15 protein-coding genes, 2 tRNA genes, 1 pseudogene and 1 riboswitch are annotated in these 19215 nt (G+C 49.7%); of the genes and pseudogenes, 16 read left to right on the top strand and 2 right to left on the bottom strand.

What is annotated here, in order from left to right:
* The first annotated feature begins 34 nt into the window (after positions 1 to 34).
* Together DCMF_RS29595 and DCMF_RS07870 are read left to right on the top strand one after the other, a co-directional pair.
* Positions 35 to 388: pseudogene (locus DCMF_RS29595) on the top strand (PDDEXK nuclease domain-containing protein).
* A 54-nt stretch (positions 389 to 442) separates the two neighbouring features.
* A tRNA-Ala gene (locus DCMF_RS07870) sits at positions 443 to 518 on the top strand.
* A 28-nt stretch (positions 519 to 546) separates the two neighbouring features.
* On the opposite strand, the gene DCMF_RS07865 is transcribed toward DCMF_RS07870, so the two are convergent.
* Together DCMF_RS07865 and DCMF_RS07860 are read right to left on the bottom strand one after the other, a co-directional pair.
* Positions 547 to 1539, bottom strand: a complete 993-nt coding sequence (locus tag DCMF_RS07865) for a Fic family protein (protein WP_148133921.1) — start codon at positions 1537 to 1539, stop codon at positions 547 to 549.
* 504 nt (positions 1540 to 2043) lie between these two features.
* Positions 2044 to 2118: transfer RNA gene (locus DCMF_RS07860), tRNA-Thr, on the bottom strand.
* Between the two features lie 155 nt (positions 2119 to 2273).
* Between DCMF_RS07860 and priA the strand changes: the two genes are divergently transcribed.
* From priA to DCMF_RS07790, 14 genes are all read left to right on the top strand, one after another.
* The gene (gene priA / locus DCMF_RS07855; RefSeq protein ID WP_148133920.1) at positions 2274 to 4505 is read left to right on the top strand and encodes a primosomal protein N'; all 2232 of its coding nucleotides are present in this window, start codon (positions 2274 to 2276) and stop codon (positions 4503 to 4505) included.
* 13 nt (positions 4506 to 4518) lie between these two features.
* The gene (gene def, locus DCMF_RS07850; protein WP_148133919.1) at positions 4519 to 4965 is read left to right on the top strand and encodes a peptide deformylase; all 447 of its coding nucleotides are present in this window, start codon (positions 4519 to 4521) and stop codon (positions 4963 to 4965) included.
* A gap of 14 nt (positions 4966 to 4979) precedes the next feature.
* Positions 4980 to 5924 carry a methionyl-tRNA formyltransferase gene (gene fmt, locus DCMF_RS07845; protein WP_148133918.1) on the top strand — a complete coding sequence of 315 codons (945 nt, stop codon included), beginning with the start codon at positions 4980 to 4982 and terminating at the stop codon, positions 5922 to 5924.
* Positions 5921 to 6715 (top strand): DUF116 domain-containing protein, encoded by a 795-nt coding sequence (locus DCMF_RS07840; RefSeq protein WP_148133917.1) that lies wholly within the window; start codon positions 5921 to 5923, stop codon positions 6713 to 6715. The genes fmt and DCMF_RS07840 overlap by 4 nt, the downstream gene beginning before the upstream one ends.
* A complete protein-coding gene (locus tag DCMF_RS07835; RefSeq protein ID WP_148133916.1) occupies positions 6715 to 7407 on the top strand; it encodes a zinc metallopeptidase in 693 nt (230 codons plus the stop codon). Before DCMF_RS07840 ends, DCMF_RS07835 begins: the two co-directional genes overlap by 1 nt.
* Positions 7400 to 8782 carry a 16S rRNA (cytosine(967)-C(5))-methyltransferase RsmB gene (gene rsmB / locus DCMF_RS07830; RefSeq protein ID WP_148133915.1) on the top strand — a complete coding sequence of 461 codons (1383 nt, stop codon included), beginning with the start codon at positions 7400 to 7402 and terminating at the stop codon, positions 8780 to 8782. Before DCMF_RS07835 ends, rsmB begins: the two co-directional genes overlap by 8 nt.
* 4 nt (positions 8783 to 8786) lie before the next feature.
* Positions 8787 to 9848 (top strand): dual-specificity RNA methyltransferase RlmN, encoded by a 1062-nt coding sequence (gene rlmN / locus DCMF_RS07825; RefSeq protein ID WP_148133914.1) that lies wholly within the window; start codon positions 8787 to 8789, stop codon positions 9846 to 9848.
* A gap of 83 nt (positions 9849 to 9931) precedes the next feature.
* The gene (locus DCMF_RS07820) at positions 9932 to 10645 is read left to right on the top strand and encodes a Stp1/IreP family PP2C-type Ser/Thr phosphatase (RefSeq protein ID WP_148133913.1); all 714 of its coding nucleotides are present in this window, start codon (positions 9932 to 9934) and stop codon (positions 10643 to 10645) included.
* Positions 10646 to 10703: 58 nt separating this feature from the next.
* A complete protein-coding gene (pknB, locus tag DCMF_RS07815; protein WP_148133912.1) occupies positions 10704 to 12569 on the top strand; it encodes a Stk1 family PASTA domain-containing Ser/Thr kinase in 1866 nt (621 codons plus the stop codon).
* Positions 12570 to 12578: 9 nt separating this feature from the next.
* Positions 12579 to 13454, top strand: a complete 876-nt coding sequence (rsgA, locus tag DCMF_RS07810; RefSeq protein WP_148133911.1) for a ribosome small subunit-dependent GTPase A — start codon at positions 12579 to 12581, stop codon at positions 13452 to 13454.
* Position 13455: 1 nt separating this feature from the next.
* Positions 13456 to 14199 (top strand): ribulose-phosphate 3-epimerase, encoded by a 744-nt coding sequence (gene rpe, locus DCMF_RS07805; RefSeq protein WP_148133910.1) that lies wholly within the window; start codon positions 13456 to 13458, stop codon positions 14197 to 14199.
* A gap of 342 nt (positions 14200 to 14541) precedes the next feature.
* Positions 14542 to 17019 (top strand): hypothetical protein, encoded by a 2478-nt coding sequence (locus DCMF_RS07800; RefSeq protein WP_148133909.1) that lies wholly within the window; start codon positions 14542 to 14544, stop codon positions 17017 to 17019.
* 152 nt (positions 17020 to 17171) lie between these two features.
* A riboswitch (FMN riboswitch) is annotated at positions 17172 to 17286 on the top strand.
* A 113-nt stretch (positions 17287 to 17399) separates the two neighbouring features.
* Entirely contained in the window at positions 17400 to 18506 is a 1107-nt protein-coding gene (gene ribD, locus DCMF_RS07795; RefSeq protein ID WP_236860216.1) for a bifunctional diaminohydroxyphosphoribosylaminopyrimidine deaminase/5-amino-6-(5-phosphoribosylamino)uracil reductase RibD, read from the top strand.
* A gap of 40 nt (positions 18507 to 18546) precedes the next feature.
* A complete protein-coding gene (locus DCMF_RS07790; RefSeq protein WP_148137788.1) occupies positions 18547 to 19203 on the top strand; it encodes a riboflavin synthase in 657 nt (218 codons plus the stop codon).
* Positions 19204 to 19215: the final 12 nt, after the last annotated feature.

Here is a 19215-nt window from a genome sequence, read left to right as displayed (position 1 = left end):
GCGGGAGCTTACAGGGAAAATCACTCGCTTCCTGTTGGAGCCCGGCGCGGGGTTTGCTTTTGTCGTCAACCAATATCATTTGACCATTAGCGATGAGGATCTTTATGTTGATTTGCTATTTTGTCATTGAGCTAAAGAGCGGGAAGTTTAAGCCCGAATATACCGGGAAGCTAAACTTCTATCTTTCTGCTGTAGACAAATGCTGAAAACCGAGGTGGATAGCCCGAGCATCGGCATCATTCTGTGCAAGGAGAAAAATAAGATGGTTGCTGAGTATGCGCTGCGCGATATGACAAAACCCATTGGTGTGAGCGAATACAAGCTGTTTTCCGGCTTGCCGGAGGACTTGCGCCGCGTTGTTTGGAAATTGAGGATTTGGAACGGTTAGAATAGGACGGTTTTTTCTTTGATATTTATAGAAAAAAGTTAATATGGAAATAAAGGGGATATAGCTCAGCTGGGAGAGCGCTTGAATGGCATTCAAGAGGTCGCCGGTTCGATCCCAACTATCTCCACCAAACTAAAAATCTGAGGTCAATCGAGATCTCAGATCTTTGTTTTTCGGTATTTCTGCTTACTGCTATTTGGCTTTTCGGGAATCGTCATCTCAATCAATTTCTGTTCTAAAGCTGGCAATAAATAGTTTTCCCGAAAAGTGGGACGATGCTTTAATCCAACCCTTGCCATCAATTCTTTGGCAGATAATGTATCATTGTCCAATTCATTTAAGAGCTTTTTGACTTGCACGGTAACTTGGTCGGGAACTTGTACGGTTTTGGCGATCTCTTGCAACGTATCACATATCATTTGCAACAAGAATTCAACAAATGGTCCGGAATCGGCTGCCTGATCGGATGCAGCTAACACCTTATAGTATTCTTCCTGCTGTTCCCTAATAAGGGTTTCTACAGGAAGCCATGCGAAAATCGGTTTCCATTGGTATAACAAGAGCGTCTGCCACATGCGACCCATTCTTCCATTTCCATCAGAAAAAGGATGAATAAATTCAAATTCGTAATGGAATACACAGCTTTTAATGAGCGGATGAACTTGTGCATTTTTTGTCCAATGCAACAATTCGGCTATCAACTGTGGTACACGATCAGCGGGAGGGGCCATGTGAACCAGATTTTCTCCGGCAAATACGCCGACTCCACCCACCCGAAACATTCCGACTTCTTTTACTAAACCATCCATCAAAACACGATGTGCTGACAGCAAATCTTTCACCGAGAAAGGATTGTACTGAAGTAGATGTTCGTATGCTTCATAAGCATTTTTTACTTCATGGATTTCATTTGGCGCACCTAAAACTCGTTTTCCATTGATAATGTCTGTTACTTGATTGAGTGATAATGAATTATTTTCAATGGCAAGAGAGGCGTGTATTGTTCTGATTCGATTATCTCTACGCAACTTTGGGTTTGAATTCATGTTGCTGCTAACCGATATAGAGCCGATCAACTCACTAATTTCAGCAATAAGGCTAATAATATTGTCTGTAATCGTGTATGGGGGAACATATCCTTCATACTTCATGGGCCTGCCTCCCTAAAACCACTACTTATACTATATTATACCGTACAAGTATAAAAATATCAAGAAAGAAGAGTCCCCAGAGGTTGTCAGGGGACATCAGGGAGACGGGGTTACTGACAACAAAGTGTTAGGTAATTGTGTTAACAACCCCGTCCCTCCGGACCGGAGGAGTTGCTGCAAAAAAGTCGGTTTCAAAGTCTCCAATACCTAGAGATTAATGGAAGAGGCAATGGCGACGACTCGGTATTATGCGATCAATGTTATCCGCGCCGGCGGGCAGACGGTGACACTGTTTCTGGCGAAAATGAGTCCGCCTCCAAGTGTTATTAAATTAACTTCATGAGTTAAACTAACCCAGAAATCCGGGTTTTTCTTTTTGCTGGTTTTAATCATTATTATTTTTCCGTGTACCGAATGAAAAATTTTTGAAGAAAATTTGGGCACATTTTGGGCAGATAAACAAAAATCCGGGTTTTTAATAAACCCGGAATCCGTTGATATGTATGGAGCTGATGGTGGGATTTGAACCCACGACCTGCGCATTACGAGTGCGCTGCTCTACCCCTGAGCCACATCAGCTTGCGTAGTATATTGTAACCTTTAAACCTGGTTTCGTCAAGAAAAGGATCAATCATTTGTGTATAATCCTTTCATGTTTTGCCCCGGCACCTTTTGTCTGCCGGGGTTTTCTGATATAATAAATCTGAGTGGAAAAATTTTGGGGAGGGAAAATCTTGCCGGTTAGAAGCCAGTTTGTAGAAGTCATTGTGAATAAAGCTGTTGAGGCGGTAGACCGGATTTTCCATTATCAAGTCCCCGATCGGCTGAAGGAAAATGTGAAAATTGGCTCTGTTGTTGCCATGCCCTTTGGACGAGAAAAATCGGAAGGGATTGTGGTAGGATTTGTCGATGAACCGGAGGTAAAAAGCATCAAGGAAATTCAAGCGGTTCTTTCCCCGGCTCCTTTGTTTCATAAGGACTTAATTGATTTAGCCTGCTGGATGGGGGATTATTATATGTGTCCCAAAGTATCGGCCCTCCAGTGTATGCTGCCGGCGGGGCTGAAAATGGCGAATGAAAAGGTAAGCGCCAAAGCGGTTGACTGTGCCTACCTGTGTGATGCGGGAAGTAATTTGCCACTCATGAAAGTGGGACCCAAACAGAAAGAAATAGTAAACTATCTCCAGGTGCATCATGGCAGCCCGGTTTCCCAAGTTCTCTCGGAGACGGGAGCACCCAGGTCCTCGTTAAAATCTTTACTCTCTAAAGGGTTGATTAGAGTATCCAGGGAAGAGATATACCGGGACCCATATGGCGTAAAGAATTTTATCACATCTGTTCCTGAGGTGTTGACAAAGGAACAGGAGGCGGCCGTGCAGGCGATGGAAGAAGAATACGTCTCGGGGAAAAAACCTGTTCTGTTATTTGGGGTTACGGGCAGCGGCAAGACAGAGGTTTATCTCCGGTTAATTGAAAAAATGATTTATTTAGGAAAGCAATCGATTGTATTGGTGCCGGAGATCGCTCTTACCCCCCAACTGGTGGCGGTATTCAAATCCCGCTTGGGGGAAAAAGTGGCCGTTTTGCATAGCGGACTTAGTCTGGGAGAGCGCCGGGATGCCTGGATGCACATTGCGCTGGGCCAGATTCGGGTCGTGGTGGGGGCCCGGTCGGCTGTATTTGCCCCCTGCCCCAATCTGGGCCTGATTATCATGGATGAAGAACATGAACAAAGCTATAAACAGGATAACATTCCCCGGTTCCATACCCGGGAAGTAGCAAAGGAAAGATGCCGGATGCAGGGGGCCCTTTTCGTGATGGGCAGTGCCACGCCCAGCGTGGAAACCTATTATCAGGCCGTCCAGGGAGCCTACCGCCTGGTTACCATGGAAAAAAGGATCGCCAACAGGCCTCTGCCCTTTGTTCATATTGTTGATATGCGGCAGGAACTGAGACAGGGCAACCGCTCCATCTTCAGCAGGCTGCTTCAGGACAAAATGGTCCAACGTTTTGCCCGGAAAGAACAAATTTTGTTGTTTTTGAACAGAAGAGGATATCATACCTTTGTTTCCTGCCGGGATTGCGGTTTTGTGTTGCAGTGCCCCCACTGCAATATCTCCTTAACTTCTCACGGAGGGAACAGCAGGTTAAAATGTCATTACTGCGGGTATAGTATTGCTGTTCCAAATATTTGTCCCCAGTGCGGGTCCGGTGCCATCCGGCATTTTGGCACAGGGACGGAACGGGTGGAAGAAGAAGTCAAACGTCTGCTGCCCCAGGCCAGGATTGCCCGGGCAGACGCGGACACCACCTCCCGGAAAGGGGCCTATGATGAAATTTATTTTGGGGTCAAGAAAGGGGAAATCGATGTTTTGGTGGGGACTCAGATGATCGCCAAGGGACTGGATTTTCCTCAGGTTACTCTGGTGGGCATTATCTCTGCCGACCTTTCCCTGCATTTGCCGGAAATGCGGGCGGGAGAAAGGGCCTTTCAATTGATTACCCAGGTAGCAGGCCGGGCCGGACGGGGAGAACTGCCCGGAGAGGTGGTCCTCCAAACCTATAGTCCGGAAGATCCTACCCTTATTTCCGCCAGCAAACAGGATTACGGCGGCTATTATCGAAATGAAATCATGAAGAGGGAGACATCCGGGTATCCTCCCTTTGGGACCATGATCCGGGTGTTATTTTCCGGAGAAGGGTTGACTGTTCTGGCCAAAAACGTGGAAATCGTGGCCCGGTACATTGGGACGGAACTGACGGCAAATGAGGAAATTCTGGGGCCGGCCCCGGCTCCCCTGGAAAAAATTAAGGATCGCTACCGCATGCAGATGGTGATCAAAACCAATGACTTGGCCCGGACGCGCAGCGGATTGGCCCGGGGCTTGGAGCAGGCCAGGAGGGATGGGTTCCCCCATAAGAATATTTTAATCGCGATTGACGTGGAACCGTTAAATATGATGTAGAGAGGGGTTGTTGATGACGGCTGTTTATCAGATTGTCAAAATAGGAGACCCGGTATTAAGAGAACAAGCCAAGAAAGTGCCCAAGGTTACCCCCAATGTTGTCAAATTGGTGGAAAATATGGCAGATACCATGCGGGCGGCAAACGGTGTGGGGCTGGCTGCCCCCCAGATTGGCATTTCCAAATCTGTGGTGGTGATTGATGTGGGGGAAGGATTAATCGAATTGATCAATCCGGAAATCATCGCCCAAGAGGGTGAGGAGGTTTTTTGCGACGAAGGATGCTTAAGCATTCCGGGTGTCCAAGGGGATGTATCGCGGGCGGCGAAAGTAACGGTAACTGCCTGGGATCGTACGGGAAAAACCTTTCAAATTACCGGCACAGGGATGCTTGCCCAGGCCTTGCAGCATGAAATCGACCATTTATACGGTATTCTTTTTGTCGATAAGACTTTAAAATAGAAGTGGTGAAACAAATGCGCGTATTATTTATGGGCAGCCCTGATTTTGCCCTACCCTGCCTGGATCAATTGCTCCGGGTTCCCCATCAGGTGATGGGCGTGGTTACCCAGCCGGACAGGCCTAAAGGCAGGGGAAACCAGGTCGGTTATACTCCGGTGAAGGAAAGAGCCCTGGAAAATAACATTCCGGTCTATCAGCCGGAAAAGGTCAATGACCCTGCCTTCATAGAGCTGATCCGGTCCTTAGCTCCTGAAGTGATTGTGGTTGTCGCTTTTGGACAGATTCTGAAGCCTGCTTTGTTGGATATTCCGCCCTTAGGCTGCATCAACGTGCATGCTTCACTTTTGCCCCAATACCGGGGATCGGCTCCCATCCACTGGGCCGTGATCAACGGGGAAAAAGAGACCGGGGTTACGACCATGTACATGGATGCCGGCATGGATACGGGAGATATGATTTTAAAGCAATCCATCCCCATTGAACCAAATGATACCACCGGAATGTTGCATGACAAGCTGGCTGCCGTAGGAGCCGAAATTTTGATAAAAACCCTGATTTTGCTTGCCCAGGGCCAGGCACCCCGCGTACCTCAGGACCATCATCAGGCCACCTATGCTCCCTTGCTCAAGAGAGAGCACGAATGGGTGGATTGGGAAAAAACCAGCCGGGAAGTGCACAATCTGGTCCGGGGTATGAATCCTTGGCCGGGGGCATATACTACTTTTGACAGCAAGGTTGTAAAGGTTTGGGAGACCCGGCTGGAGGAAGAAGCAAGCTCCGGCGTGCCGGGCACCCTTTTAGCGGTGGTTGCCGGGAAAGGCATCAAAGTTCAATGCAGGAAAGGCAGCGTGTGGCTAACGCAAGTGCAGCCCCAAGGCAAGCGGATCATGGAAGCGGATGCTTTTGCCCGGGGCTACCGCGCAGATCAAGGCCGCACCTTGGGCAGTGACCGCTTATGAAGACAAAAAAAAGACTGTTTATCGGCCTTCTTTCCGTGAGCTTGGGTATGATTATCGGTTTAGTGATCTTAATCTGGTTTTTAGCGGTAAACCGGGATGTGGTGTTCTACCGGGTTTTGCTGGTGGTATTCGGCATTTTTCTTCTGGGTATCGTCGCTTTGGTCGGTGTGGGTATTGTGGGCATGGTGCTCACCTTATATCAGGCAAAGGCCATTCCTTCCATGCAGAGTTATATGCGCATGGCTACCAACCTGCTTTTCCCCATGGCATTAGGCATCGGCCACCTGTTGGGGATGAATAAAAACCAGATCAAGAGTTCTTTTATTGAAGTCAATAACCAGATGGTGCACACGAAAAAGCTTTGGCTGGAACCGGAGCAGGTGATGATCCTGGCTCCCCACTGTCTGCAGAAGAGCAGTTGTCCCCATAAGCTGACCATGGATGTGCAAAACTGTAAAAGGTGTGGGGGCTGTTCCGTGCACAGGTTGCTGGAACTGTCGGAAAAATATGGGGTGCCTTTGGTCGTAGCTCCCGGAGGAACCTTAGCCCGGCGCTTTATTGAAAAGTATCGTCCCCAGGCTATTGTAGCCATTGCTTGTGAACGGGACTTAACCAGCGGTATTCTTGATGTGAATCCTTTACCGGTTCTGGGAGTGCGTAATATGCGCCCGGAAGGCCCTTGTGTAAATACTACGGTGGATTTAAATCAAGTGGAAAATGCCATTCAATTTTTCTTAGTAAACAGTGAGAGCTGGCAAAAAATAAAAATGTACAGGGAGGTTGAGGGATAATGTTTTTTTGGGATCCTACGTTTGTTCTGTTGATTCCCGGGATTATTATTGCGGCATGGGCGCAAATGAAGGTTTCTTCCACCTTTGACAAGTACTACCGGGTGCGGGCGGTGAGCGGCGTGACTGCGGCCCAGGCGGCCCGGAGAATCTTGAATCAAAAGGGTCTGGACGATGTTACGGTGGAAGTGATTCCGGGGAAACTGTCGGATCATTACGATCCCCGGGCCAAAGCGTTAAGATTATCCGAGCAGGTGTATCACAGCAGTTCCTTGGCCGCCATCGGTGTAGCTGCCCACGAAGCCGGCCATGCCATGCAACATGATGAGGGGTATGTGCCCCTGTCCATCCGGGCGAGTTTAGTGCCGGTGGCCCAATTTGGCAGCTCTGCGGCCTGGATTCTTCTTTTGCTGGGCCTGCTTTTAGGATTTCCCGGATTGGCCCAAATTGGTGTCTATGCCTTTGCCGGGGTTGTTTTGTTTCAACTGGTGACCTTGCCCGTGGAGTATAATGCGTCCAGCCGGGCCTTGGCTCTTTTGGAAGGCGGGGGCTATTTGTCCCGGGAGGAAATTCCCCAGACCAAGAAAGTGCTCGATGCCGCGGCGCTCACTTATGTGGCGGCGGCACTGATGGGTATTTTGCAGTTGATCCGCCTTCTGGTGATTTCCGGAATGTTGGGAAGAAGAGATGAATAGGTTAGAAAAAAAAGGGCAGTCTCCCCGGGAGACAGCCCTCATCATTCTGTACCAGGTGAATCAAAACGGGGCTTATGCCAACCTGGAATTAAATAAAGTACTGAACCGGGGGGACTGGAACGGCCAGGACCGGGCTTTTATTACCGAATTAGTGTATGGATGTACCCGGATGCAGGGAACACTTGATTATATCCTGGGGCTGTTTATCAAGAAACCCCTGGGGACGATACCGCCCTGGATTTTGCTCATCCTGCGCCTGGGCACCTATCAGATCATGTTTTTAAACAAAGTACCAGACCGGGCCGGGGTCAATGAGTCGGTGAATTTGGCCAAAAAATACGGACATGCCGGTACGGTCAAATTTGTCAACGGGGTGTTGCGCACTATTTCCCGGGAGAAAGAGAACATTGTTTTTCCTTCTTTGGATCAGGATGTGGTGGGGCATATTTCCGCCCTTTATTCGCACCCCCAATGGCTGGTGCGCCGCTGGCTGGATCAGTTTGGCCAAGAGGAAACCATTTCCCTTTGCGCCCTCAACAACAAGTCGCCTCAGGTCACGGTGCGCACCAATACACTGAAGATTTCCCGGGATCAGCTCTTAGAGCGCCTGACCCGGGAAGGGGTGGCGGCCCGTCCCGGCCGGTTCGCCCCGGAAAGCGTTATCCTGGAGGGGGTGCTCTCGCTTGCTTCCTTGCCCTCCTTTCAGGAAGGACTGTTTCAGGTCCAGGATGAGGGATCTATGATGGTTGCCCATGTTCTGGGACCCCAACCGGGAAGTCAAGTGATTGACGGCTGTGCCGCTCCAGGGGGAAAAACCACCCATGGGGCCCAATTGATGCAAAATCAAGGTATGATTAAAGCCTTTGATATTTATCCCCATAAGCTGGCCCTGATTAACGAAAGCTGCCGGAGATTGGGTATTGATATTGTGGAAACTTTTCAGGGAGATGCGGCTGACCTGCCTTCGCTCTTTCATGAATGGGCGGATTTCGTACTGGTGGATGCCCCTTGCTCCGGATTGGGCGTCCTCCGCCGCAGGCCCGACTCCCGGTGGAAAAAGGAAGAAAAGGATATTGAGGAACTTGCCGGGCTCCAGAAAAAAATCATCAGCGGGGCGGCAAAAACTTTACGTCCGGGCGGGGTCCTGGTTTACTCCACCTGTACGATGACGCCAGAAGAAAATGAAGCCGTTGTCCGGTGGTTTCTCGCCCAGCACCCTGATTTTTTGCTGGAACCCCTGGATGGGTTGGCCTCCTTTGACCTGGGAGAGGCAGAAAAGGAACAGGCGGCTTCGGGCATGTTCCAGCTGCTTCCCCATGTCCACGGTACGGACGGCTTGTTTATGGCCCGCATGAGAAGAAGGGAAAGAGGGTAATCGGGTGCAGGATTTATTAGGCTCGGACCGGACGGAGCTGGAAAATCTGGTCCGCGCATTAGGAATGCCGGCCTTTCGAGCCAAACAGATTTTCCATTGGGTGCAGGGAAAAGGGGTTGCCTTGATCCGGGACATGACCAATATTCCCAAGAATACCTGGGACATCCTGGAGCAGCACACTTTTATCTGTCGTCCCCGGGTTGTTGCCCAATCCCAATCCCGCATGGGCGATACCATCAAATTTTTGCTTGCCTATGAGGACGGAGTGACCGTGGAAACGGTTTTAATGACCTATGACCGGGAATACAGCCGGGACCGGAATACGGTATGTGTGAGCACCCAAGCAGGGTGCGGAATGGGCTGCGTTTTTTGCGCCACCGGTATTTCCGGGATGGAAAGAAACCTCACCGCTGGGGAGATCATGGCCCAGGTGTGGGCTGCCCAAAACTATTGCGCCCAAAACCGCTTCTCCAAAGTGACCAATATTGTCTTTATGGGGATGGGAGAGCCGCTGGCCAATCTGCCCGCGGTGCTAAAAAGCATTCATTTGTTAAACGACCCGGAAGGGCTGAATGTCGGCATGCGCCGCATGACGGTTTCCACCTGTGGCCTGGTGCCTCAGATGTACCGCCTGGCCGACTGCCAACTGCCCATAACCTTAGCAGTTTCTTTGCATGGGGCAGATAATGCCCTGCGCAGTCGCTTAATGCCGGTAAATCGTCAATATCCTGTTGAGGAAGTAATGAAAGCGGCAGATTATTATGCGGAAAAAACAGGACGCCGGGTGACCTTTGAGTATGCCCTCTTTCAAGGGGTCAATGACGGTGTGCAGGAGGCGGAGCAGTTGGGCCGGTTGCTTCAGGGCAGGCTGGCCCATGTGAATATTATTCCGTCCAACCCTGTTCCGGAAAGCGGGATGCGGCGTCCCGACCCGGTCCAGGTGGAGAGATTTATGGGTAAGCTGGCTTCTTTTGGTGTCACTGCCGTCGTCAGGGAAGAAAAAGGCGTTGATATTGATGCGGCCTGCGGACAACTGAGGCGGCGAGTAGAAAAGCAGGAGAAATAAGCTCTCTTGCCGAAATAAATATCCGTACAGAGTATTTCTTTTGGGGGAATATTAGCTAACCCTTCAAATCGAGAGGTGGAAACATGCGCGCAGAAGTTGCTACAGATGTCGGTTTAGTAAGAAAAAACAATGAAGATGCGGTATGCTGTGATGTGGAAAAGCAAATTTTTATCGTCGCTGACGGCATGGGCGGCTATGAGGCTGGTGAGGTGGCAAGCAGCTTAGCCGTGGATGCTGTTTACCGGGTGGTTTCCTCGGAACAGACGGATACCCCCCTGGAAATTTTGCGTCAGGCTTTTTATCAGGCCAATGACCGCATTTTTCAGCATGCTCAGAAAAACCCTGAATTTTCCGGGATGGGGACTACTCTGACGGCGTTATGGATTGTGGAGCAAAAAGCATCGATTGTCCATGTGGGAGATAGCAGGGCCTACCTGATCAGGGAGGGCAAGATTGCCAGCCTGACGGAAGATCATTCGCTGGTCGGTGAACTGGTCCGGGAAGGAGGCCTGACTGAAGAGCAGGCCATGTCTCATCCCCAAAGGAATATTTTGACCCGGGCCTTAGGGTGCAGTGCCCTGGTGGAGGTAGATGTGAAGGAAATCACGGTGAAGCCCGGGGATTATTTTCTTTTATGTACCGATGGGTTGACGAATTTGGTAAGTTCGGAAGAAATGGTCCACATCGTCACCCAATTTCATGATCTGAAAACTGCCGTGCATAAATTGGTGGGCTTAGCGCTGGAACGGGGAGGCTACGATAATATTACGGCGGTTTTGGTGGAGAACCGGCCATGATCATGATGATTGGTTGCGGAATCAATGAAAAGCGTCCTGGAATTGCGAGGTGAGCACCATGATCGGAAAATTATTTGGAAACCGGTACGAGGTGAAAGAAAAATTGGGAGCAGGGGGTATGTCCATAGTTTATAAAGGACTGGACACACTCTTAAACCGTATGGTTACGATCAAAGTATTACGGGAGCAATATGCCAGTGACGAAGATTTCGTGCGGCGCTTTCGTCGGGAGGCCCAATCCGTTGCCAGCCTGTCCCATATTAATATTGTCAGTATTTTTGACGTGGGCTTTGAGGGAGACCTCCACTATTTAGTGATGGAATTTGTGGAAGGACAAAACCTGAAGGAATATATCAAGCAAAAAGGAAAATTGCCCGTGAGCGAGGCTGTGCCCCTGGCCATGCAAATTCTGGATGCTTTGGAGCATGCACATGAGCACGGTGTGGTGCATAGAGATATTAAGCCCCATAATATCCTGCTGACGAAAAACGGCAGGATAAAAGTCACTGATTTCGGTATTGCCCGGGCGGCCAGTGAAACCACGGTTACCTATACGGGCACCATTGTGGGATCAGTGCATTATATTTCCCCGGAGCAGGCAAAGGGCATTACCATTGGGTCCAAGTCCGATATTTATTCGGCCGGCGTGGTCCTCTATGAAATGCTTACCGGACAGCTTCCCTTTACCGGAGATAGTCCCATTGCCATTGCTTTGCAGCATATTCAAAATGAACCCCAATCCCCCAGCGCATTAGTGAAAGAAATTCCGGAAGAGCTTTCCCAGGTGGTTCTTACGGCCATGGAGAAAGATCCTGAATCCCGTTATCAGACCGCCCGGGAAATGCGCTATGATCTGGAGAAAATATATTTTGGCAGAGCCAATGAGATAAATCTGATCAAATCTCAGCGGGGAGAAAGCGAAGACACCGTAGAAATCCCGGCGGTTGGCGGCGTAGAGAATTATCACCGCCGGAGGAGAAAGCTCAAGCCCAAATCCAAATGGGGCCTGATTGGAGCAGCAGTGCTCTTGTTTCTGCTCGTGATCTGGGCCGGGTACTCGGGTCTCATTAATTTTCTCAACGTGGAGGAGACTACGGTACCCGATGTAGAAGGGAAATCCCTGGTTGAGGCGAAGGCACAACTGGAAGAAGCCGGGCTAAAATATAGTATAGCGGCCCGCACTAATCATCCCACTATCGAAAAAGACCATGTGATTACCCAGAGCCTTACCGCAGGCGATACGGTAAAGAAAAACCGCATTGTGGATCTGACGGTCAGCGAAGGACCGAAGCAAACCACTGTTCCCGACGTGGTTGGCTCCGTTCGGAGGGATGCGGAAGTTGACATCAGTAACCACAATCTAAAGTCTTCTTCCGCAGAAGAGTTTAGCCCTGATGTTCCCCTGGATCATGTAATTTCCCAAGATCCTGAGGGGGGAGAAGAGGTGGCGGAAGGGACGACCGTATCCCTGGTAATCAGTAAAGGTCCGGAACCGGTATACCTTTCCATGCCCAATTTGCTGGGGCAGACCCTGGATGATGCAAAAAAAACCTTGACCGATAATGGGCTGAAATCCGGGAAAGTAGATCAAAAAGAAAGCGACGAGTATTTTGCCTGGCAGGTGATCAGCCAGAGTGTGGAAAAAGAAACCCAAATTCAGCAAGGCAGCACGGTTGACCTGGTAGTAAGCACAGGGCCTGGACCGTCACCCCAGACTTTCCATGTAGTTTACGCGGATATCCCTGACGACGGAGAGCAGCATCGCGTGCAGATCCTAGTCGCGGACAAAAAAGATACCCGTTATGAATACGATCAGATGCACCAAGCGGGCGACCTGGTTGACCAGTATGTGCAGGTATATGGAACCGGAAAGGTGGAAATTTTCCTTGACGGCAAATCGGTGTATAGCAAGGATGTTCCATAGGAGGACCGGATGGAAGAAGGTATTTTGATTAAAGGCTATGGGGGCTTTTACTACGTAAAAGTGGGGGAAAAGATCCGGGAGTGTTCTTTACGGGGGAAATTCCGCAGGTTAAAACAGAATTTTCTCCCCGGAGACCGGGTTAGCATCAGTTTATTAGACGAGGGCAAAGGGGTAATTGAACAGGTTCTGCCCCGGACCAGCGAATTGCGCCGGCCTCCTGTGGCCAATGTGGAACAGGTAGGGGTTACCTTTGCCCTGAAAAATCCCGACCCGGACTTCCTTTTATTGGACCGCATTTTAATCATGGTCCGTCATCATCATTTACTGCCCCTCATATTTTTTAATAAGGTTGATTTAGTGGAAGAAGGCCGGTCGGATCAACTGGTGCGGATTTACCAAAAAGCCGGCTACCCTGTAATAAAATGCAGCACCAAGACAGGTGAAGGCATCGATGAGATTCGTTTGCTTTTAAAGGATAAGATTTCCGTTTTCACCGGCCCCTCCGGTGCGGGAAAATCCAGCTTGTTAAATGCCGTGCAACAGGGATTGAGCCTGAAAACAGGCCATGTGAGCAGCAAAATCGGCCGGGGAAAGCATACCACCAGGCATGTAGAGCTGTTGGAACTGGATTTGGGCGGCTTGGTTGCCGATACCCCGGGTTTTTCGGTTCTGGATATGCCTCCTATGCTCCGGGAAGACTTGGATTCCTTTTTCCCGGAAATCCGTGCGCATGCAGGAGTTTGCCGTTTTCATTCCTGTCTTCATCACCAGGAGCCGGACTGCGCGGTGAAGGAAGCTGTCTCTGCGGGGGAAATCGACCCGGGAAGGTATCAAAGATACCTGCTTTTTTTACAGGAGGTTATCGAAAACGAGAGGAGATACTAGCATGATCAAATTGGCACCGTCCATTCTGTCGGCAGACTTCAGCTGTTTGGCCGAACAGGTTAAGCTAGTGGAAGAGGCTGGGGCGGATTATATCCACTTAGATGTAATGGACGGCCATTTTGTGCCGAACATTACTTTCGGACCCGGTCTGGTGAAAAATATCCGGCCTCATTCCAATCTATTTTTTGACGTCCACCTGATGATTGATCATCCTGATCAATTTGCCGAAGAATTTGTCGTGGCCGGTGCCGATCTCATCTGTGTGCACCAGGAAACCTGCCCCCACCTGCACCGGACGATACAAAACATTAAAGAACTGGGGGTTAAAGCGGCGGTATCTTTAAACCCGGCGACCCCTTTATCTATGATTGAAGAAATACTTCCCGACCTGGACATGGTGCTGCTCATGAGTGTCAATCCGGGATTCGGGGGACAACAGTTCATCCCTTCTGTTTTGCCTAAAATTGCCCGGCTGAGAAGGATGGTCAAAGAGCAGGCCTTGGATATCGATATTGAAGTGGATGGGGGAATTAGCGTAGACAATATTGCCGACGTGGTAAAGGCAGGAGCCAATATCCTCGTAGCCGGTTCCGCTGTTTTCGGCCAAACCGACATCAAAAAGGCTGCGACTGATTTAAAAGGGATTGCCGAGAAGACTTTTGTGGAGATGTGGCAGGAAGAATTGAAAGCGGGGAGAGAAAAAAGCGGGACCATGGAGGCCGGCGGGGATGCGCCAGGGATATAGGGAAGTAAAAAACCATTCGTGATGTTACTGCTTTCGAAAAATTAAAATAGAATGAATGTAAAGAAAAGGCAGAGGCTTTTAGATGGGTATGATTGATGCGGAGGGAACTGGGAGAACGAGTTCCCTCCTTTTATGTTATGGGACACTTTGAAAAAATCCCCAATTGGCAAGGAACAATGTCAAGGGACCTGTCCCCCTGACATTTGATATTCTGGAACAAATTTGAACGATTTTTAGTCTATCTTTTAGCTGATAAAACAGGAGGAGAGTCATGATTACCGTCAGCCCGTCGTCTCCTGGAAGGGATCAGGCATAAAGGAATTTTTACGGGGGTAGATAAACATGAAACAGGGGCTTTGGCCGATACGGAACCTGGGTAAGAAAGGGAAAGGGTGGATTGTTTTTCCCCTGATATTAATGGTTGCCTGCACCATAGGGGTTTTTCTAGCTTGGCAAAATAGAGAAAGTCAAGCGGCAGAGGAGAAAGAAATTCTGCGCGTAGCAGGCCGTTGGGCGGAAGGATTGAAACAACGGGACGGGCGGTTGCGTTATGACGATATGACCCCGGCCCTGCAGAAGGAATTTAAAGCCTACCAGCAGGAAATTAGCGGGAATGCCAATAATTGGGTGATCGGCGGTTCCAGCCCCTGGGTGGAAAGCTATGAAATAGACGTGCAGGGGATGTCCGCTTTTATTACCTATCTTACGAAAACATCTAATCCTGCCACCTTTATCAAAAAAGAGGAATTAAGCTTTACCAAAGAAAAGGGGAAGCTTGTGGTGGCAGAAAGCTATGAGGCGGATGAATTTAGTGGAGATTTTTATACCTTGTTTATCCCTTGGTCATGGGCAAGAGTGAATGACAATACATATATCAGCTTTTTTGACGGTGCCGTCAATATGGGCGGGATAGAGGAAGTGGCTTATGAGGCAAGCCGTGGTGCGGAGCAATTTACCGGCAATCAGGCCAAGGTGATCAGCACGGAGTCCATTGATCATCTTGCCTTGCCTGCCTATCAGGTGGTTGCGGACCAGCAGGCCTCTTCCGGGGATCATCCGGTGGTCCGCTACACCCATTATTACTTTTTAAGCGCGGAGAAGGGGAAGGCGGTGCATCTTTATTTTGAAACGGACAAAGTGGCGGAAAAGGACGCCCAGCGGATCGTGAAAAGCTTTTCTTTAATACCGGAGGAAACCGTTACGGATGGGGCTGCCCTGTCCCGGTTGTGGGACGGTTATCTTTATTTTGCCATTACCAGTATTGGCAACGAACCATTTACCGATGGAACCGGGTTAAGCGTTTTCACTGCCGTAGATTATGTAATCCCCCAGATTGTGAAAGATGGCGCCTATGAACTTTTGGAGAACGGAGATGCCAGGATCGATGACAAGACCTTATCCCAATACATCAAGAAATATTTTATGGTAGATATTGAGAGCTTTCATCCTGAAACCGACTTTCCCGGAGGAATCTACCATGAGGAGCAGGATAGTTGGAATATCAGCATCCTGAAAAGGAGACTGGATCAGGCCGCCGGCTACCAGGAAGGCAATGCCTGGGGCATGTGGCTGGGCAAAGTGACAAAAAATTCCCATGGGGTCATTACCGCTACCATGGAGAGCCGGGTAAAATCTACCGGCAGGGTTGAATTAACCAATACCTATACATTGCAGGAAGGGCCGGAGGGCACATTATATTTTGTCCGTATGGTGCGGACTTATCCTGCAGAAAAGCATGTGGTACTAAAGGGTGACTATACCTCTCTTAATTTGGCGGATTTTGGGATTGAGCAGCTTTCCTCCGAGGGAGGTATTTCCGCCGGGAATGTGGGTGATCATCTTTTGGTGCAAGGAAGCAAGTCCGACGCTGAGTTTCCGCCGGTATCCTTAACACTCTATGATCTGGCCGAGGAGAAAATACTGAAAAAACTCCCTGTGTCATTGGGGGATGACGGCTTTGTTGGCTTACGCCGTACCGACGACAAAGTTATCGTCAAATTTTTAGACGGCTTTTGTTATACCGACCACGCCCTGACAGCGCTGTCTGAGAAAATAACCATTCCCCGGGAGTTGGTAGCCGGCCATGAGAAACGCTGGCATTATGATTCCTTCCGCTATGACGTGAGTGCTGATTTGCAGAGTATCGTGTATACCGCAGGGGAAGGGCTGTATCTTTACAATCTTTCCAACCGGAAAAGTACCCTGCTGGCGGAAAATATTCCGGCAGAAGGAAAGGCGAAAGATGACTTTGGAATAGCATCCTACCCTTTAATGGATCCTTATTTCATCAATGGGGATAAAGGAGTTGCCGTAAGGATCGGCGGCTACGAGGGGGACCGTGGGATGATGATTGTCACCCTTGATAAGCCTGTCACCCCCCGGGTGATCGAGGCGACCCACCCTTTTATTTGGAATTGGGCGGGCGTGAGCGATCAAATACCCCAATGGGGATATGTGTATGATGAAGAGAAAAATATAAATAGCGCCTACACCGTAGCAATGGCAAAATTTGATCCTTGGGAAATCCTGCCGGCCCAAGAAATCAGCATGACATCTGAGCAGTTACCCCTTATAGATGCGAGCTCCAATATGGTCTACAATGATAAATATATCGCCTATACTTCCCAGTTGGACGATAACTATACCGATCCTGCCGAAAGACGCTATACCATCAATATTGTGGATTTATCTACGCTGAAGGCGGAAACGGTACTGGAATTAAAAGCGGGTTGTCCCGCAGTGTATGGCGTAACGGAAGACGGTAGGGTATTGTTCGGTTATTCCTTTGAACAGGAAACAGGTTTTGGCATCACCAGGTAGGAGCAAATGCCAAATTGGCAAGGAACAATGTCAAGGGACCTGTCCCCCTGACAACCGTGTCCCCCTGACAACCGGAAACCAAAACACTTTTTTCCATGAAGAATATTGTTAAATTGAGCATGAACATGTTATAATTAGACAAAACTAAATATAGGTTCCTTCGGGGATCGGTGAAATTCCGTATCGGCGGTATAACCCGCGAGCCAATTGGCTGATCCGGTGCAATTCCGGAGTCGACAGTTAAAGTCTGGATGGGAGAAGGTGTGTTTTCGTGCATTTTTGGTGCACGGAAATTTGCTTGTATCAATCAATCCCCGGAGATGCTCCGGGGATTTTTATTTTTTCCGATCCCTGAAGCCGGACACCAATAACCAAAGGTGGTGAAGAAATTGACTGATGAAAAATGGATGGAGCGAGCTTTAGGCCTGGCCCGAAAGGGGGAAGGATGGACGGCACCCAATCCCATGGTGGGAGCGGTGATTGTGAAAGACGGCCAGATTGTGGGGGAAGGATTTCATCAAAAAGCGGGCACTCCCCATGCAGAAGTGCATGCCTTGGCCATGGCCCGGGATCAGGCCAAAGGAGCTGCCGTCTACGTGACTTTGGAGCCCTGCTGTCATTATGGCAGAACGCCCCCCTGTACGGAGGCTCTGATCCGGGCGGGAGTTGCCAAAGTGGTTGTGGCCATGGAAGATCCCAATCCTAAAGTAGCCGGAGGAGGAATCAGACAGCTGCGGGAGGCGGGAATTGAAGTGGTTACAGGAGTATTGGAACGGGAAGCCCAGGTCTTAAATGAGGTGTTTGTGAAGCATGTTACCCTGCATCGCCCCTTTCTTGCCTTAAAGTCGGCGGTCACTTTGGACGGAAAAACCGCTTCCCGCACCGGCAGTTCCCAATGGATTACGGGAAAGGAGGCCCGGGAACTGGCCCACAAACTGAGGCACAGATATGATGCGATTTTGGTGGGCATCGGCACGGTTCTGGCAGATAATCCGCAGCTGACCACAAGAATACCGGGGTTAAAAAACCCGCTCCGGGTAGTGATCGATTCCTCCTTAAGGGTTCCCTTAGACGCCCGTGTGCTGGATACCAAAACCGGTCCCACCTGGGTTTTCACGGCGCAAGGAAATTCGCCCCAAGCGGAATCTTTAAGGGAAAAGGGAGTGGACGTGATCCCATGTCCCGGCCCGGGGGGAAAAGTAGACCTGGATGCAGTGATTCAGATTCTTTATGAAAAAGGGATTACCGGTGTTCTGATAGAGGGTGGGGCAGAAATAACGGGCGCTTTCTTTGACCGGCAATTGGCGGATAAATTTTATATTTTTGTGGCCCCGAAACTGATCGGCAGCCATCTGGCGCCCGGCCTGATCGGCGGTTGCGGCATTTCAGGCATGAAAGACGCAGTTTTTTTAGAGGATCTGTCTTTGGAAAAAGTGGGACAGGATTTTCTCTTTGTGGGGTATCCTAAATTTAACCGGATCACTTAGGGAAAGCCTGAGGAAGAACCTGGGACAAGGAGTGAAAGAAATGTTTACCGGATTAATAGAGGAACTGGGCACGGTGTCTGCGCTGGCCGGAGGAGAGAATTCCGCCAGGATAACCGTAGCCGCACGCATAGTTTTGGAGCAGCTCAATATCGGCGACAGTATCGCCGTAAACGGAGTTTGTTTGACGGTGGTTGATTATGGGAAAAGCAGTTTTCAGGCAGATGTGATGCGGGAAACCCTGTTAAAAAGCAGCCTGGGCGCATTAAAGACGGGAGACAAGGTCAACCTGGAGCGGGCTCTGCGCTTGGGAGACCGTTTGGGCGGCCATTTGGTGAGCGGGCATATTGACGGTGTGGGTGTGATTATCAACCAGCAGGTGGTGGATATTGCCGTGGTCACGGAAATTCAAACCGGACCGGCCCTCCTGAAATATGTCATCCCTAAGGGATCCGTTGCCGTGGACGGCATCAGCCTGACCGTGGTGGAAGTAAAAAAAGACAGCTTCACCGTCTCCTTAATCCCGCATACGGCGAAGGTGACCACCTTAGGCTATAAGAAAAAAGGCGACACAGTCAATCTGGAAGGGGATCTGATCGGCAAATATATCGAACGTTTCATGGGATGGCAGGACCAGGGATCTGAAAAGCCCCCGTCCCGGGTTTCTCTGGATTTTTTGGCAGAACATGGTTTTGCGTGAAGGGAAAGGAGA

This window comes from Candidatus Formimonas warabiya (assembly GCF_002777255.1).
In the GTDB taxonomy this organism is placed as follows: domain Bacteria; phylum Bacillota; class Dehalobacteriia; order Dehalobacteriales; family Dehalobacteriaceae; genus Formimonas; species Formimonas warabiya.
Note: the sequence above shows the minus strand (reverse complement) of the source record. Positions and strands in the feature narration are given on the sequence as shown.

Excerpts from the sequence above, each read along its gene's own strand:
- DCMF_RS07790 (WP_148137788.1), top strand. The coding sequence starts at position 18,547 with ATGTTTACCGGATTAATAGAGGAACTGGGCACGGTGTCTGCGCTGGCC.
- DCMF_RS07800 (WP_148133909.1), top strand. The coding sequence starts at position 14,542 with ATGAAACAGGGGCTTTGGCCGATACGGAACCTGGGTAAGAAAGGGAAA.
- rsmB (WP_148133915.1), top strand. The coding sequence starts at position 7,400 with ATGAATAGGTTAGAAAAAAAAGGGCAGTCTCCCCGGGAGACAGCCCTC.
- DCMF_RS07820 (WP_148133913.1), top strand. The coding sequence starts at position 9,932 with ATGCGCGCAGAAGTTGCTACAGATGTCGGTTTAGTAAGAAAAAACAAT.
- DCMF_RS07835 (WP_148133916.1), top strand. The coding sequence starts at position 6,715 with ATGTTTTTTTGGGATCCTACGTTTGTTCTGTTGATTCCCGGGATTATT.
- rpe (WP_148133910.1), top strand. The coding sequence starts at position 13,456 with ATGATCAAATTGGCACCGTCCATTCTGTCGGCAGACTTCAGCTGTTTG.
- DCMF_RS07865 (WP_148133921.1), bottom strand. The coding sequence starts at position 1,539 with ATGAAGTATGAAGGATATGTTCCCCCATACACGATTACAGACAATATT.
- def (WP_148133919.1), top strand. The coding sequence starts at position 4,519 with ATGACGGCTGTTTATCAGATTGTCAAAATAGGAGACCCGGTATTAAGA.
- pknB (WP_148133912.1), top strand. The coding sequence starts at position 10,704 with ATGATCGGAAAATTATTTGGAAACCGGTACGAGGTGAAAGAAAAATTG.
- rsgA (WP_148133911.1), top strand. The coding sequence starts at position 12,579 with ATGGAAGAAGGTATTTTGATTAAAGGCTATGGGGGCTTTTACTACGTA.
- DCMF_RS07840 (WP_148133917.1), top strand. The coding sequence starts at position 5,921 with ATGAAGACAAAAAAAAGACTGTTTATCGGCCTTCTTTCCGTGAGCTTG.
- fmt (WP_148133918.1), top strand. The coding sequence starts at position 4,980 with ATGCGCGTATTATTTATGGGCAGCCCTGATTTTGCCCTACCCTGCCTG.